The organism is Stutzerimonas stutzeri, assembly GCF_009789555.1.
GTDB lineage: Bacteria > Pseudomonadota > Gammaproteobacteria > Pseudomonadales > Pseudomonadaceae > Stutzerimonas > Stutzerimonas stutzeri_R.
In genome coordinates this window covers 4008963-4024650 of the sequence record NZ_CP046902.1, presented here as the reverse complement: position 1 = coordinate 4024650, position 15688 = coordinate 4008963, and the positions used below count along the sequence as shown (strand labels likewise).

Genomic DNA, 15688 nt, shown 5'->3' with positions numbered 1-15688 from the left:
TGCGCTCAGTCAAACTGAGCCTAGTCTTACAAAGCAGCGTCCATGGGAGCAGCGGTATGTTCGAGCGGTTTCAGCGACACGAATGCGACGTCAACGGGGTGCGGATCGCCTACCGCAAGGGCGGTTCCGGGCCGCCCTTGCTGCTGCTTCACGGCTATCCGCAGACGCATGTCATGTGGCACGAGGTCGCTGACCTGCTGGCCGAGCGATTCACGGTCGTGGCGGCGGACTTGCGTGGCTACGGCGACAGCGGCAAGCCGCAGGGCGGTGACGATCACAGCGCCTACAGCAAGCGGGAAATGGCGCGAGATCAGGTGCAGCTCATGCGCACGCTGGGCTTCGAGCGCTTCGATATCCTGGCCCATGACCGTGGGGCGCGCGTCGCCCATCGGCTGGCGATGGACCATGCCCAGGCGGTGCGGCGGCTGATCCTGCTCGACATCGCGCCGACCTTGGCGATGTATAGCCAGACGAACGAGACCTTTGCGCGGGCCTACTGGCACTGGTTCTTCCTGATCCGCCCGGCACCGCTGCCCGAAACGCTGCTCCAGGCCGATCCGGAACTGGTGCTGCGCAGCGCCGTCGCGACCCGGGCCGATCATATCCAGCCATTCAGCGACGCGGCCTACGCCGAGTACCTGCGTTGCATGGAGTTGCCGGGCACCATCCATGCGTTCTGCGAGGACTATCGTGCCAGTGCCGGCATCGATCTTGACCACGACCGTCAGGACCGTGCCGCTGGCCGCCTGATCCAGGCACCGTTGCTGGTGCTCTGGGGGGCGAAAGGCGTCGTTCAGCGGTGCTTCGATCCGTTGAAGGAGTGGCGCGAGGTTGCCGTGGACGTGCGGGGCAAGGCGTTGCCGGCCGGCCATTACCTGGCCGAGGAAGTCCCCGAGCTGCTGTTGGAGGAGGCACTGGCGTTTCTGTCCTGAACCGGCGCAGGCGTTCTATCGAATTTTGCGATTGGTTTGTACGTAATAGTCCAACCAAAGACCTGGCGATCTCACCGATGATGACCGCTTTCGTAGCCAGCGCCTTGGCGCGCCGGGCGGCCTCGGTGCACCTGACTTCGATGATCGAGTCAGACCGAGCGAGGCGCCACTGGACGCAAGGCGCTGACGATCGCTGAACCGCGCGGGGTGCTGCGCGAATCGGCTGGCAAGACGCAACGAACCGGACCACAACCCCCAGGAAGAGGTAACACAGATGGCGAAGATCCTTGTTCTTTATCACTCGATGTACGGCCACATCGAAACCATGGCCAACGCGGTAGCCGAGGGCGCACGCCGCGTCGAAGGTGCCGAGGTGACCATCAAGCGCGTACCCGAAACCATGCCGGCCGAGGTCTTCAAGAACGCAGGTGGCAAGGTCGAGCAGCCCGCGCCGGTTGCCAGCCCGGCCGAGCTGCCCGAGTACGACGCCATCATCTTCGGTACGCCGACCCGCTTCGGCAACATGTCCGGACAGATGCGCAACTTCCTCGACCAGACCGGCGGCCTCTGGGCCAAGGGTGCGTTGCACGGCAAGGTGGCCAGCGTGTTCACTTCCACCGGAACCGGTGGCGGTCAGGAGATGACCATCACCTCCACCTGGACCACGTTGGCGCATCACGGGATGATCATCGTGCCGACCGGCTACGGTATCGGCGAGTTCTTCGATATTTCGGCCGTCAATGGCGGCACGCCTTACGGTGCGTCGACCATCGCAGGCGGCGACGGCTCGCGTCAGCCCTCCCAGAAAGAGCTGACCATCGCCCGCTACCAGGGTGAACTGGTCGCTCAGACCACCGTCAAGCTGAAGGGCTGACTGGCGACGGGCACCGGCCGGCCCCGCCGTCCGGTGCCCGCGTCCGTTTCGAGGATCACGGCGTGTTCAGCAGCAATCCGTACATCAGTTCGTCGGTGAAATCTGCGTCGCAGGCGCGTTTGTACGCTGCCCGCTGAACCCCTTCGCAGCTGAATCCGAAGCGTTCATAGAAGGCGATGGCTCGCCGATTGTCGGCTTCCACGCTCAGCTCTACCCGCGTGACACCCGCGTTGCGCAGGCGGGCGAGGGCATCGGCCATCATCTGGCCGGCTATGCCGCGGCCCTGCGCTTCGGGTGCTACCGCCAGGGTGCCTAGATAAGCGACATGCGCTGCGCGACCAAGATGTCGTCGCACCTGATAGAAGCCCTGAATGCGGCCTTCCACCTCGAAAACATAAAAGCAGCCGCTCTCGAAGAGTGGATCGAAGACCTTGCCGAAGGCTTCGCGGGGCATCGGATCGAAGCCCAGAAAGGGGACCACCGTATCGTGCATGTAGATGTCGTAGATCCGGTCGAAGTCGGTTGGATTGACCAGTCGGCGCATCTGAGGCTCCTTTCCCTAGGGTAGCGGCGCGAACAGCGCCTCGATATCGCTTGCTTCCAACTGCCAGCCGCCTTGATTCCCAGCGTCCAGCACGCCGGCCGCCAGTTCGGCCTTGTGTTGCTGCAATTGCTGGATTTTCTCTTCCACCGTGGCGCGCGCGATCAGTTTATAGACGAATACGGGCTTGTCCTGGCCAATCCGGTGGGCGCGGTCGGTGGCCTGGCTTTCCGCTGCCGGATTCCACCAGGGATCATAGTGGATCACGGTGTCGGCGGCGGTCAGGTTCAGGCCCGTCCCGCCGGCCTTGAGGCTGATCAGAAACAGCGGCACTTCACCGTTCTGGAAACGCCGGACCGGCGTGCGTCGGTCCTTGGTGTCGCCGGTCAGTTGAACATAGTCGATGGCGCGGTTGCGCAGCTCCTGCTCGATCAGCGCGAGCATCGACGTGAACTGGGAGAACAACAGGATGCGCCGCCCCTCGGCCAACAACTCGGTGAGCATTTGCATCAGGCTGTCCAGCTTGCCTGAGTGGCTGGCGCGGGTCGGCCGGGCGTCGTCCCCCTTGACCAGGCGCAGATCGCAGCAGACCTGGCGCAGTTTGAGCAACGCGTCGAGGATGACGATCTGACTGCGTGCCAGCCCTTTGCGGTCGATTTCTTCGCGAACCTTGCTGTCCATCGCCAGCCGTACGGTTTCATAGAGATCGCGTTGGGCCGCGCTCAGCTCGACCCAGTGCACGATTTCGGTCTTGGGTGGCAATTCCTGGGCGACCTGTTCCTTGCGTCGCCGCAGCAGGAACGGCCTGATCCGGGCGGTGAGGTGCTGTAACCGATCGGTGTCGGCATGCTTCTCGATGGGGGTGCGGTACTCACGGTTGAAACGCTTCGCATCACCCAACCAGCCCGGCATCAGGAAATGGAACAGTGACCACAGCTCGCCCAGGTGGTTTTCCAGCGGCGTGCCGGTGAGGCAAAGGCGCTGCCGGGCCTTCAGCCGTCCCGCGGCCTGTGCCGCCTTGCTGCTGGCATTCTTGATGTTCTGCGCTTCGTCGAGCACCAGCACGTGCAGCGGCAATTCGACGAGGCGGTCGATATCCCGGGGCAGCAGCGCGTAGGTGGTGAACAGCAGGTCGTATTCGTTCAGCCGCTCGTAATGCTGCTGGCGCGACGCCCCGTGCAGCGTAGCCACCTTCAAGGTCGGAGCGAAGCGGGCCGCCTCGTCCTGCCAGTTGGGTATGAGGCTGGTGGGCATGACGACCAGGCAGGGCCGGTCGAGCCGACCGGCCTCCTTTTCGAGAAGCAGATGAGCGAGGGTTTGCAGCGTTTTGCCCAGCCCCATGTCGTCGCCGAGGATGCCGCCGACTTCAAGGGTGCGTAGCGTCTGCATCCAACGCAGCCCCTCCAGCTGATAGGGCCGCAGCTGCGCCAGGAGGCCGTCCGGAGGGCTCACGGCCTGCAGGCGATAGTCGCGTAGCCGCTGGGCGAACGCGCGCAGATGTTCACCGCCGCGCCATTGCGGCTTAAGCGTATCCAACTGCGTCAGTCGTGCCGCGTCGGCGCGGCCCAGACGAAGGGTGCCTTCGTTCGGCTGGTCGCGCTGGTAGAGTTCGGCGAGCGTGCCCAGAATGGTTTTCAGACGACCGAACGGCAGCAGCACCTGCATCGGCCGGTCGTCGTCCTCGCGGCGCTTGTCGAGTTGCACGCGCAGGGTTTCGTCATCCGCGCGGCGGGCGAGCGCCTGCTGGGAGAGCAGCGCGGGGTTTCTACGGATCAGGCCGAGCAGGACCGGCAGCAGGCTGACGCGTTCGCCTTCGACGATGATGCCCAGTTCCAGATTGAACCAGTCCTGCTCCATGGGCTCGTCGAGTTCGACGTACCACGCCTCCACAGGCGTGAGGTCATAAGCGAAGCCGGGCTGCATGGCGATCTGCCAACCCTGTTCGCGCAACGCCGGCAGCTGTTGCTGAACCACGTGCAGCCAGGCGGTTTCGCTGGGCAAGTCGTACATCTCGGCGGAATCTTTCGGCAGCGCCAGGCTTTGACGAAGGGCCGGCCGAAAGCCCAGCTGTTTCAGTTGCTGGCGCAGCGCCTGCTCGGCGGCCGGCTGACGCGCGATACTGAGCACCCGCTCGCCATCGGTCTGACGCATTCGCTGCTCGGCTTTGGCGTTGCCGTGCACGCTAGCGCCGCCATAGACGAAACTCAGGCCCGCGCGGTGCTGATGCTCGTTGACCATGCGCCCACTGCTCGGCTGGTAGTTCACCGAATGATGGCTGCCGAGGGTAAGCCGGGCGATGGGCATCAGATCGTCGATCCGCTGTTCCTGTGCTTTGGTCGGGGCTGGGAGTTGTGGGGCGATTTCATTCAGAGACAGGCTGAACACGGCAGCCTGGGCGGACGGCACCGAGGGTGCGACGAGCAAGTGCCGGGCCAGGGCTGCAGTCAAGCCATGGTCGATCAGGCCGACTTCGTTTCGCGGTGCATCGAGGTAGTACAGCGGGTCCAGAGCGACGAGTAGCTCGTCCACCTGTTCGCTCATGTCCAGCGTGGGCCGAAAACACCCGTCGGGTTGCTGCGTCCAGTTGAAGCGCCCTGTGCGTGACAGTCCAGGCTTCAAGGGCGGATGGTTCCAATCGAGGTAGGCGCGTCCGCTTTCGAGCGTCAGGCGCAGGGCCTCGCCGCCGTTCTGTCCGCTGAGCACGAAACGATGGCGGCTCCCGCGGCTCAATGCCAGCAGCGCTGCAATGTGCAAGTCCAGCGGCTGCATGAAGCGCGGCTGGCGGAAACTGGCTTCGGCCACCCCGTAGTAGGGCTCTCGTTCGCCGAATGAGCCATCCTTTCGCTGCCTGACCTTGTACACCTCGATGGACGCATCGCGCATGACGCGGTAATGAAGGCACCATTGATGGTCGGTGGGCTGGACGTCACCGAGCGCGAGCGGAAGCTGCGACAACCAGTGTTCCACGCTGCCGGGGAGCGGCCCGTTCGGCGCGCCGGAGGCGTCAGGTGTCGAATGCTCGGCCTGGTGTTCGAGATGGAGAATGAGCGCCGCGGCATGCTTGCAGTTAAGGCCTACCGGACAACTGCAGAGGCTGCTGAGCCCACCGTTGGCGGTCAGTTGCAGCGATTGCCGATACCGGTTGGCGGCTGCACCCCGGCAATCGCCCTCGACGAAACGCGCCTCTTCGCGCAGCAGCCGGACGCGTCCTTCGCGGGCATATTGCAGCCCGCGGACGAGCGCGTTTTCAGAGAACGCCAGCCGCCAGGTGGGCGGCAGGTGGGCCAGAAAGCTACCGGTCATGGCTCAGCGCGCCGCCTTGGTCGAATGGCAAGTGAACGGCATCCTCACCCGTTCGCCGCGGCCAGCCGCTCGAGCAGGGCCTCGAGCGTATTGAAGCGCTCTTCGGGCCGTTCCATCGGCACCTGAAACTTGAATACCGTGGCGCCTTCGAACTTGTAGCGGTTGGGCTGGCTCTGGATCAGCTTGATCAGCACCATCGGATCGACGCAGGTATCGGCGGCGAATTCGATGCGGCCGCCTTGCGGACCCGCGTCGATCTTGGTGATGCCGAGGCTGGAGGCTTGCAACTTGAGCAGAGTCAGCCTGACCAGATGCTTGGTCGGCTCGGGCAGCAGGCCGAAACGATCGATCATTTCGACCTGCAACTCGCGCAAACCGTTCTCGTCGGCGGCGTTGGCGATGCGCTTGTAGAGAATCAGGCGGGCGTGCACATCCGGCAAATAGTCTTCGGGGATCAATGCCGGTACGCGCAGGTTGATTTCCGGTCCGCCGCCGAGCGGCTGGTCGAGGTTCGGCTGTTCGCCTTTCTGGATCGACTTGACCGCGCGTTCGAGCATTTCCATGTAGAGCGTGAAACCCACCGCCTGAATCTGCCCGCTCTGGCCGTCGCCCAGCAGCTCCCCGGCGCCACGGATTTCCAGATCGTGGGTGGCGAGGACGAAGCCGGCACCCAGGTCCTGTGCATTGGCGATGGCCTCCAGGCGCTTTTCCGCGTCAGGGGTCATGGCCTTGCGAGGTGGGGTGAGCAGATAGGCATAGGCCTGGTGGTGGCTGCGCCCGACGCGTCCTCGCAACTGATGCAGTTGGGCCAGCCCGAACTTGTCGGCGCGCTCGATGATGATGGTATTGGCGCTGGGCACGTCGATGCCGGTTTCGATGATGGTCGAGGCGATCAGCACGTTGAAGCGCTTGTGGTAGAAGTCGCCCATCACCTGTTCGAGTTCGCGCTCGCGCATCTGCCCGTGGCCGACGCCTATGCGCGCTTCCGGCACCAGGGCGGCAAGGTCGGCGGCGCACTTCTCGATGGTCTTCACGTCGTTGTGCAGGTAATAGACCTGCCCGCCGCGCAGCAACTCGCGCAGCAGCGCTTCCTTGATCACGGCGTTCTGCTGCTCCATGACGAAGGTACGAACCGACAACCGGCGCGCCGGCGGCGTGGCGATGATCGACAGGTCACGCATGCCGGCGACGGCCATGTTCAGGGTGCGCGGAATCGGGGTGGCGGTCAGCGTGAGAATGTCCACTTCGCTGCGCAATGCCTTGAGCTGCTCCTTCTGGCGAACCCCGAAGCGGTGTTCTTCGTCAATGATGACGAGGCCGAGATTGGTGAACTTCACGTCGTCCTGCAGCAACTTGTGCGTGCCGATGAGGATGTCCACCTTGCCTTCGGCCAGTTGGTCCACTGCGCCCTGGATTTCCTTCGCGGACTTGAAGCGGCTCATCACCTCGACCCGTACCGGCCAGTCGGCGAAGCGGTCGCGGAAACTGTTGTAATGCTGCTGCGCGAGCAGGGTGGTGGGCACCAGAACCGCCACCTGACGGCCGCTGTGCACGGCGATGAACGCGGCGCGCATCGCCACTTCGGTCTTGCCGAAGCCGACATCGCCACAAATCAGCCGGTCCATCGGCTTGGGCGCCAGCATGTCGCTGCGCACCGCCTCGATGGCGGCCTGCTGGTCTGGTGTTTCCTCGAAGGGGAATCCGGCGCTGAAGGTTTCGTAGTCGAGTTGCGGATCTTCGAAGGCATAGCCCTCGCGGGCGGCGCGGCGCGCGTAGATATCGAGCAGCTCGGCGGCGACGTCGCGAACCTGCTCGGCCGCCTTGCGCTTGGCCTTCTGCCAGGTTTCCGAGCCCAGTCGGTGCAAGGGTGCCAGCGCATCGTCGCTACCGGTATAACGGGCGATCAGGTGCAGGCTCGACACCGGTACGTAGAGCTTGGCTTCTTCGGCGTATTGCAGCATCAGGAATTCGGCGGCCTGGCCTTCGATCTCCAGCGTGACCAGCCCCTGATAGCGGCCCACGCCATGGTCGATATGCACCACCGGCGCGCCTTCACGCAGCTCGGTGAGGTTCTTGATGACGTTCTCGCCAGCATCGCGGCCCTTCTCGCGGCGGCGACGCTGCATGACGCGCTGGCCGAACAGCGGGCTCTCGGCGATCAGCGCCAACGACGGGTCCTCCAACAGCAGCCCGTCATCCAGCGGGGCGATGGCAATCGCCAAGCGCTCCTGGCTCTGAACGAACTGCGGCCAGCCGGTGACTTCCTGCGGTCGCAGTTTCAGGCGTGCCAGCAGTTCCAGCAGCACCTCGCGACGTCCGGCCGATTCCGCGGTGAACAATACGCGCCCCGGAAACTCGTCAAGGAAGCGGCGCAGCGCGCCCAGGGGCTCGCTGGCCTTGGCCTCTATCGCCAGTTCGGGCAAACGACTGGCCGGGAAGCGCTCGCGGCCGATGCCGGTTTCGACGTCGTCCTGGCTGGCGACTACCCGTGGCCAGGCTCTCAGGTGGGCGAAACAATCCTCGACCGGCATGAACAGTTCGGCGGGCGGCAACAGCGGTCGCTCGGGATCGACGCGGCGTTCCTCGTAGCGGTTGCGCACGTCCTTCCAGAAATGCTCAGCGGCCTGCTCGATGCCTGGCAGCGAGAACACTTGGGTGTCCTCCGGCAGATAGTCGAACAGCGTCGAGGTTTCGTCGAAGAACAGCGGCAGGTAGTACTCGATGCCCGCCGGCGTGATGCCGGTGGACAGGTCCTGGTAGACCGGGCAGCGACGGAAGTCGACATCGAAGCGTTCGCGGAAACGCGCGCGGAAACCGGTCACCGACTCTTTCTTCAACGGGAACTCGCGCGCGGGCAGCAGGCGAATCGACTCAACCTTGTCGATCGAGCGCTGGTTTTCAGGATCGAAGGTTCGCAGCGTTTCGATCTCGTCATCGAACAGGTCGATGCGATAGGGCAGGGGGCTGCCCATCGGATACAGATCGATCAGTGCACCTCGGACCGCGAACTCTCCATGCTCGTAGACCGTATCCACGCAGCGGTACCCGGCGGCTTCCAGGCGCAGGCGCATCTGCTCCACATCGAGCGTCTGGCCGACATCCAGGACCAGGCTGGAACCGAGCAGAAACCGCTTCGGGGCGAGCCTGTGTAGCGCGGTGGCGATGGGGACTACCAGTACCCCGTGAGTCAGCTCGGGAAGCTGGTAGAGCGCCGCGATTCGCTGGGAAATGATGTCCTGGTGAGGCGAAAAGACATCATACGGCAGCGTTTCCCAGTCGGGGAAATGCAGGACCGGCAGCCCCGGTGCGAAGAATGCAAGCTCTTCCTGCAGGCGTTCGGCACTTTGGCTGTCAGCGGTGAGAAGAAGGGTGAATCGCTCTGCGTTGCTGGCTGCTTCGGCAATGGCCAGGCTCAGCGCGGCTCCGGGAAGGTTGCCCCAGGTTTGCTTGCCGCTGGCGGCAGGCATGGGCGGAAGGCGCAATACGGACACGAGTGGGCGTGGCTCCGGTCGAAAAATGGACCGCGCGGATTGTAACTATCTGCGCGGGACGCTGTCAGTGTTTCCGCTGCACAGATTGCCGGCGCTAGGGTGCACCGGCATAATGTAGCCCCTTTTCTCAGCCCCTACATGTTGGAAGGAACTGCCCGTGACTCAGAAGCCCGACCAGTGTCTTGGTGAATGGATTGATCGAGAAGCCCTCGCCGAAGCGATGATTCCGCTGATTGGTCAGCTGTATCGTAACAACAACGTGGTGACTTCCATCTATGGCCGTGGCCTGATCAATCGCTCGGTCATCGCGCTGCTCAAGGCGCATCGATTCGCGCGTCACCGTCAGGCTGACGAAGCCGAACTCAGCGTACACGAGACGCACCAGATTCTTACCACCATGAGCGACATGAACCTGGGCGCCGCTTCGGTCGATCTGGGCAAGGTCGTGGCCAAGTACAAGGCTGAAGGCAACGGCCGTACCCTCGACCAGTTCGTCCGTGACGAGCTGGCCGACGTGGCTGACAAGCGCAATACCTCAGGTGTGCACAAAGGCACGGACGTGGTGCTGTATGGCTTTGGCCGTATCGGCCGCCTGCTGGCGCGCATCCTCATCGAGAAAACCGGTGGTGGCGACGGCCTGCGCCTGCGCGCGATCGTGGTGCGCAAGGGCGCCGAGAACGATCTGGTCAAGCGCGCCAGCCTGCTGCGCCGCGACTCGGTGCATGGTCCGTTCGACGGCACCATTCATATCGATGCGCAAAACAACACCATCACCGCCAACGGCAACCTGATCCAGGTGATCTACTCGAACGATCCGTCCACGGTGGATTACACCCAGTACGGTATCGAGAACGCGCTGCTGGTCGACAACACCGGCAAGTGGCGTGACGCCGAAGGCCTCGGCCAGCACCTCAAGTGCCCCGGTGTCGCGCGCGTCGTGCTGACCGCGCCGGGCAAGGGCGAACTGAAAAACATCGTGCATGGCATCAACCATGGCGAGATCACCCCTGACGACAAGATCGTATCGGCGGCGTCCTGTACCACCAACGCCATCGTGCCGGTGCTCAAGGCGGTGAACGACCAGTACGGCATCGTCAACGGTCACGTGGAAACCGTGCATTCCTACACCAACGATCAGAACCTGATCGACAACTTCCACAAGGGCAGTCGTCGCGGTCGCAGTGCTGCGCTGAACATGGTCATCACCGAAACCGGCGCCGCGACGGCCGCGGCCAAGGCGCTGCCGGTGCTCAAGGGCAAGCTGACCGGCAACGCGATCCGCGTGCCGACGCCTAACGTGTCCATGGCCATTCTCAACCTGAACCTCGAGAAGGCCACGACGCGCGAGGAAATCAACGAATACCTGCGCCAGATGGCCATGCATTCGGACCTGCAGAAGCAGATCGATTTCGTCAACTCCCAGGAAGTGGTGTCCACGGACTTCGTCGGTTCGCGTCACGCCGGCGTGGTGGATGCCGAGGCCACCATCTGCAGCGACAACCGTGTCGTTCTGTACGTCTGGTACGACAACGAGTTCGGCTACAGCTGCCAGGTCGTGCGGGTGATGGAAGACATGGCCGGCGTCAATCCGCCAGCCTTCCCGCGCTAACGCATCGGGTGCAGAGAAAACGGGAGCTTCGGCTCCCGTTTTTGCGTTTTCTGGGCGCTTTTTTCGCGCGTTTCCAGGGCTGCATCGGCTTGCGTCAATAGTTGGTTGCCGAGCGGGGCTTGCCTCCAGTCAAAAATTTGAAAGACCTTGGGTGGTCAGTCACGGGTCGCGACCTCTATAATCGGGCGGATTTCTACCTGGGCCCGCGGCATAGCGTCGCGCTGATAACCTATCAGCGCGCGTGATGCAATTCGACTTTAGCCAAGCCGCGGGGCTCGTAAAAAAAGCCTTTTAAATCAGTGGTTAGCGAACCGATGATCAATATAAAACGTGGGCTTGATTTGCCCATTGCAGGTGCGCCGGCGCAGCGTATCGAGGCTGGAAGGCCCGTGCGAAGCGTCGCCGTCATTGGGTTTGATTACCCGGGCATGAAACCGACCATGGAAGTCCAGGCCGGTGATCGGGTCAAGTTGGGGCAAGTACTGTTTTCCGACAAGAAGACGCCTGGTGTCGTGTTCACCTCGCCGGGTGCGGGTGTCGTCAGCGCGGTCCATCGGGGTGAAAAGCGCGTCCTGCAGTCGGTCGTCGTCGATCTGGACGGAACGGACGAAGTGACGTTCTCCCAGTACAGCGCCGCCGAGCTCGAAGGGCTGAGCGATGCCCAGGTTCGCGAGAACCTGCAGCAGTCAGGCCTCTGGACGGCTTTGCGGACGCGTCCGTACAGCAAGGTGCCGGCCGTCGATGCCGTGCCTAGCTCTATCTTCGTTACCGCGATCGATACGCATCCGCTGGCCGCCGACCCTGCCATCGTCATTGCCGAGCGTGCCGCGGACTTCGAAGCGGGTCTCAAGGTGCTCGGCGTTCTGGGCAAGCTGTTCCTGTGCAAAGCCGAGGGCGCGTCGCTGCCAGGCGAGCAACTCGCCAAGGTGCAGGCCGAGAGTTTCGCCGGCCCCCATCCTGCGGGTCTGGCCGGTACGCATATTCATTTCCTCGATCCGGTCAGCGCGAGCAAGAGCGTCTGGACCGTCGGCTACCAGGACGTCATTGCCATCGGCGCGTTGTTCACCAGTGGCCGTCTGTCGATGGAGCGGGTCGTGTCGCTTGCCGGTCCGGTGGTGGAAAAACCCCGCCTGGTACGTACCCGCCTGGGTGCGAGCCTCGATGAGCTGACCGCCGGAGAGCTGCAGCCCGGTGCCAACCGTGTCGTGTCCGGCTCTGTGCTGGGCGGCCGTACCGCGCACGGAGCCTTTGCCTATCTGGGCCGTTATCACCAGCAGGTTTCCTGTCTGCGTGAGGGCAAGGAGCGCGAGATGCTGCACTACCTGCGTGCCGGTAGCGACAAGCACTCGATCCTCAATATCTATATTTCCAAGCTGATGGGCGGCAAGAAGTTCGCCTTCTCCACCTCCACCAACGGCAGCCCTCGTGCCATGGTGCCGGTCGGCAACTATGAAGAAGTGATGCCGCTCGACGTGCTGCCGACTCAATTGCTGCGGTCCTTGATCGTGGGCGATACGGAAGTCGCGCAAAAGCTCGGCTGCCTAGAGCTTGACGAGGAAGACCTGGCGCTGTGCACCTATGTGTGTGCCGGCAAATACGAATACGGCCCGATCCTGCGGGACAACCTGACTCGCATCGAGAAGGAGGGGTAAGGAATGGGCATTCGCGAATTCCTCGACAAGATCGAGCACAACTTCGAGAAGGGCGGCAAGTACGAGAAGTGGTATGCACTCTACGAAGCCGCGGACACCTTCCTCTATCGTCCCGGCAGCGTGACTAAGACCACCGCTCACGTACGTGACGGGATCGACCTCAAGCGGATGATGATCACGGTATGGCTTTGCACCTTCCCGGCGATGTTCTTCGGCATGTGGAACACCGGCTATCAGGCCAACCTGATCTACGCCCAGGGCCCTGATCTGCTCGCAGCCCAGGAAGGCTGGCGGATGGCGCTGATCAGTGCGCTGGCCGGCTTCGATCCGAACAGCCTGTGGGACAACTTTATCCAGGGCGCGGCGTATTTCCTCCCCGTCTATGCGGTGACGTTCATCGTCGGCGGCTTCTGGGAGGTGCTCTTCGCCTCGATCCGCAAGCACGAGGTCAACGAAGGCTTCTTCGTCACCTCCGTGCTGTTCGCCCTGATTCTGCCCCCCAGCATTCCGCTGTGGCAGGTCGCCCTGGGGATCAGCTTCGGTATCGTGATCGGCAAGGAAATCTTCGGTGGTACGGGTAAGAACTTCCTCAACCCCGCGCTCACAGGTCGTGCGTTCCTGTTCTTCGCCTATCCGGCACAGATGTCCGGTGATGCGGTCTGGACGGCCGTGGATGGCTTTGCCGGCGCGACCGCGCTCAGCCTCAGCTTCGCGGGCGGCATGGAGAATGTGATTGCCGGCGGCATCACCTGGATGGACGCCTTCATCGGTACGATCCATGGCTCGATCGGCGAAACCAGCACCCTGGCCATTTTCATTGGCGGTGCGGTACTGCTGATGACCAAGATCGCGTCCTGGCGGATCGTTTCCGGCGTGATGATCGGCATGATCGCGCTGAGCTATCTGTTCAACCTGATCGGTTCGGACAGCAATCCGATGTTCGCCATGCCGTGGTACTGGCACATGGTGGTGGGCGGCTTTGCCTTCGGCCTGATCTTCATGGCCACCGACCCGGTTTCGGCATCGATGACCAATGCGGGCAAATGGGTGTTCGGCATTCTTATTGGCGTGATGGTGGTACTGATCCGGGTCGTGAACCCGGCATTTCCGGAAGGCATGATGCTGGCGATTCTGTTCGCCAACCTATGCGCACCGTTGATTGACCACTTTGTCGTTCAGGCCAACATCAAGCGGAGGCTGGCACGTAATGTCTAGTCAAAAAGAATCCACCGTTCGCACGCTGGTCGTGGCCTTGCTGGTCTGCCTGGTGTGCTCGGTGTTCGTTTCAGGCGCGGCCGTGGCACTGCGCCCGACGCAATTGGAAAACCGTCAGCTGGACAAGCAGCGCAGCATCCTGGCGATTGCCGGCCTGGGTGAAGCCGGCATGTCTGCCAATCAGGTCAAGACGCTGTACAACGAGCGTATCGTCGCCAAGCTGGTCAACCTGGAAACAGGCGAATACAGCGATGAGTTCGATCCCAATACCTTCGACCCACTGGTCGCCGCCAAGGACCCGGCGCTCTCACAGGCGCTGCCAGGCGGCGAGGACATTGCCTCGATCAAGCGCCGCGAGCGTTACAGCGTGGTTTACATCGTCGAGGAAAACGGCGAACTGGCGACGCTGATCATGCCGGTTCGTGGCTACGGGCTGTGGTCGACGCTGTACGGCTTCATGGCCGTCAAGGGCGATCTGAACACGGTTGAGGGTCTGGGCTTCTACCAGCACGGCGAGACCCCCGGTCTCGGCGGTGAAGTCGACAATCCGAAGTGGCGTAGCCAGTGGCAAGGCAAGCAACTGTTCACCGAAGACGGCAAGCTGGCGATCCGGGTCGTCAAAGGCGGTGTCGATCCACAAAGCCCGCGGGCCGACCATCAGGTCGACGCACTGGCCGGTGCAACCCTGACCAGCAACGGCGTGGACAACCTGTTGCATTTCTGGCTGGGCGAAAACGGCTTCGGTCCATTTATCGCTAACCTGCGCGCTGGGGAGGCTTGATCATGTCGCAACCTACTATCAAGGAAGTCCTGTTCAATCCGGTCTTCAACAACAACCCCATTGGCTTGCAGATCCTCGGGATCTGCTCGGCACTGGCGGTCACCTCCAACCTCAAGACCGCGCTGGTCATGTCCGTCGCGCTGACGCTGGTGGTGGCGTTCTCCAACCTGTTCATCTCCATGATCCGCAGCCAGATTCCTGGCTCGATCCGCATGATCGTACAGATGGTGATCATCGCCTCGCTGGTGATCGTGGTCGATCAGGTGCTCAAGGCGTATGCCTTCTCGCTGTCCAAGCAGTTGTCGGTGTTCGTCGGCCTGATCATCACCAACTGCATCGTGATGGGGCGCGCCGAAGCGTTCGCCATGCAGAACCCGCCGATGCTGTCGTTCTTCGACGGTTTGGGCAACGGCCTCGGCTACAGCGCCATGCTGATCGCGCTCGGCATCATCCGCGAGCTGTTCGGTGCCGGCAAGCTGATGGGCTACACCATTCTCCCGGTCGTCAACGACGGTGGCTGGTACCTGCCCAACGGCATGATGCTGCTGCCGCCTTCGGCGTTCTTCCTGATCGGTCTGTTCATCTGGGGCATCCGTAGCTGGAAGAAGGAGCAGGTCGAGAAGCCGTCCTTCAAGATGGCGCCACAAGTCTCGAACAAGGAGGCTTACTAATGGAGCATTACATCAGCCTGTTCGTCCGCGCCGTGTTCATCGAGAACATGGCCCTGGCGTTCTTCCTCGGCATGTGTACCTTCATCGCGATCTCGAAGAAGGTGGAAACGGCGATCGGCCTGGGCATCGCGGTAATCGTGGTACAGACCATCACCGTGCCGGCCAACAACCTGATCTACACCTATCTGCTCAAGGCCGGTGCGCTGTCCTGGGCCGGTCTGCCTGAAGTCGATCTGAGCTTCCTCGGACTGCTCAGCTACATCGGGGTGATCGCGGCCATCGTGCAGATTCTGGAAATGACCCTCGATAAGTACGTGCCCAGCCTCTACAACGCACTGGGCGTGTTCCTCCCGCTGATCACGGTGAACTGCGCCATCATGGGCGGCACCCTGTTCATGGTCGAGCGTGATTACAACCTGGCAGAAAGTACTGTCTATGGCGTTGGCTCGGGTCTGTCCTGGGCGTTGGCCATCGCCTTGCTGGCCGGTATTCGCGAGAAGCTCAAATACAGCGATGTGCCGGACGGTCTGCAGGGTCTCGGGATCACCTTCATCACCATCGGACTGATGTCGCTGGGCTTCATGTCTTTCTCTGGCGTACAGCTGTAAGGACGGGATGA

General features: G+C 62.6%; 11 protein-coding genes. 8 read left to right on the top strand and 3 right to left on the bottom strand.

Annotated features, from left to right (window positions below; genetic code table 11):
- Window positions 1-56: 56 nt before the first annotated feature.
- On the top strand, window positions 57-932 hold the full coding sequence (locus tag GQA94_RS18625) for an alpha/beta fold hydrolase (protein WP_158189402.1): 876 nt from the start codon (window positions 57-59) through the stop codon (window positions 930-932).
- A gap of 274 nt (window positions 933-1206) precedes the next feature.
- Window positions 1207-1806, top strand: a complete 600-nt coding sequence (gene wrbA / locus GQA94_RS18620) for an NAD(P)H:quinone oxidoreductase (RefSeq protein WP_158189401.1) — start codon at window positions 1207-1209, stop codon at window positions 1804-1806.
- A gap of 55 nt (window positions 1807-1861) precedes the next feature.
- On the opposite strand, the gene GQA94_RS18615 is transcribed toward wrbA, so the two are convergent.
- The 3 genes from GQA94_RS18615 to mfd are packed head-to-tail and all read right to left on the bottom strand — an operon-like array spanning window position 1862 to window position 9141.
- Window positions 1862-2350, bottom strand: coding sequence for a GNAT family N-acetyltransferase (locus GQA94_RS18615; protein ID WP_158189400.1), 489 nt, complete (start codon window positions 2348-2350; stop codon window positions 1862-1864).
- 15 nt (window positions 2351-2365) lie between these two features.
- Window positions 2366-5650 (bottom strand): DEAD/DEAH box helicase, encoded by a 3285-nt coding sequence (locus GQA94_RS18610; protein ID WP_158189399.1) that lies wholly within the window; start codon window positions 5648-5650, stop codon window positions 2366-2368.
- 44 nt (window positions 5651-5694) lie between these two features.
- Entirely contained in the window at window positions 5695-9141 is a 3447-nt protein-coding gene (gene mfd / locus GQA94_RS18605; protein ID WP_158189398.1) for a transcription-repair coupling factor, read from the bottom strand.
- A gap of 157 nt (window positions 9142-9298) precedes the next feature.
- On the opposite strand from mfd, the gene GQA94_RS18600 reads away from it, so the two are divergent.
- The 6 genes from GQA94_RS18600 to nqrE all read left to right on the top strand — a co-directional run bounded on the left by GQA94_RS18600 (window position 9299) and on the right by nqrE (window position 15677).
- Window positions 9299-10750 (top strand): glyceraldehyde-3-phosphate dehydrogenase, encoded by a 1452-nt coding sequence (locus GQA94_RS18600; protein WP_158189397.1) that lies wholly within the window; start codon window positions 9299-9301, stop codon window positions 10748-10750.
- A gap of 314 nt (window positions 10751-11064) precedes the next feature.
- Window positions 11065-12402, top strand: coding sequence for a Na(+)-translocating NADH-quinone reductase subunit A (locus tag GQA94_RS18595; protein WP_158189396.1), 1338 nt, complete (start codon window positions 11065-11067; stop codon window positions 12400-12402).
- Window positions 12403-12405: 3 nt separating this feature from the next.
- Window positions 12406-13617 carry an NADH:ubiquinone reductase (Na(+)-transporting) subunit B gene (locus GQA94_RS18590; protein WP_158189395.1) on the top strand — a complete coding sequence of 404 codons (1212 nt, stop codon included), beginning with the start codon at window positions 12406-12408 and terminating at the stop codon, window positions 13615-13617.
- Window positions 13610-14398, top strand: a complete 789-nt coding sequence (locus GQA94_RS18585; RefSeq protein ID WP_158189394.1) for a Na(+)-translocating NADH-quinone reductase subunit C — start codon at window positions 13610-13612, stop codon at window positions 14396-14398. The genes GQA94_RS18590 and GQA94_RS18585 overlap by 8 nt, the downstream gene beginning before the upstream one ends.
- Window positions 14395-15069, top strand: coding sequence for an NADH:ubiquinone reductase (Na(+)-transporting) subunit D (locus GQA94_RS18580; RefSeq protein WP_199270067.1), 675 nt, complete (start codon window positions 14395-14397; stop codon window positions 15067-15069). The genes GQA94_RS18585 and GQA94_RS18580 overlap by 4 nt, the downstream gene beginning before the upstream one ends.
- On the top strand, window positions 15069-15677 hold the full coding sequence (nqrE, locus tag GQA94_RS18575; protein WP_122165194.1) for an NADH:ubiquinone reductase (Na(+)-transporting) subunit E: 609 nt from the start codon (window positions 15069-15071) through the stop codon (window positions 15675-15677). The genes GQA94_RS18580 and nqrE overlap by 1 nt, the downstream gene beginning before the upstream one ends.
- Window positions 15678-15688: the final 11 nt, after the last annotated feature.

Coding starts and splice junctions, on each gene's coding strand:
- wrbA (WP_158189401.1), top strand. CDS start 1,207: ATGGCGAAGATCCTTGTTCTTTATCACTCGATGTACGGCCACATCGAA.
- GQA94_RS18595 (WP_158189396.1), top strand. CDS start 11,065: ATGATCAATATAAAACGTGGGCTTGATTTGCCCATTGCAGGTGCGCCG.
- GQA94_RS18590 (WP_158189395.1), top strand. CDS start 12,406: ATGGGCATTCGCGAATTCCTCGACAAGATCGAGCACAACTTCGAGAAG.
- GQA94_RS18610 (WP_158189399.1), bottom strand. CDS start 5,650: ATGACCGGTAGCTTTCTGGCCCACCTGCCGCCCACCTGGCGGCTGGCG.
- nqrE (WP_122165194.1), top strand. CDS start 15,069: ATGGAGCATTACATCAGCCTGTTCGTCCGCGCCGTGTTCATCGAGAAC.
- GQA94_RS18615 (WP_158189400.1), bottom strand. CDS start 2,350: ATGCGCCGACTGGTCAATCCAACCGACTTCGACCGGATCTACGACATC.
- GQA94_RS18585 (WP_158189394.1), top strand. CDS start 13,610: ATGTCTAGTCAAAAAGAATCCACCGTTCGCACGCTGGTCGTGGCCTTG.
- GQA94_RS18625 (WP_158189402.1), top strand. CDS start 57: ATGTTCGAGCGGTTTCAGCGACACGAATGCGACGTCAACGGGGTGCGG.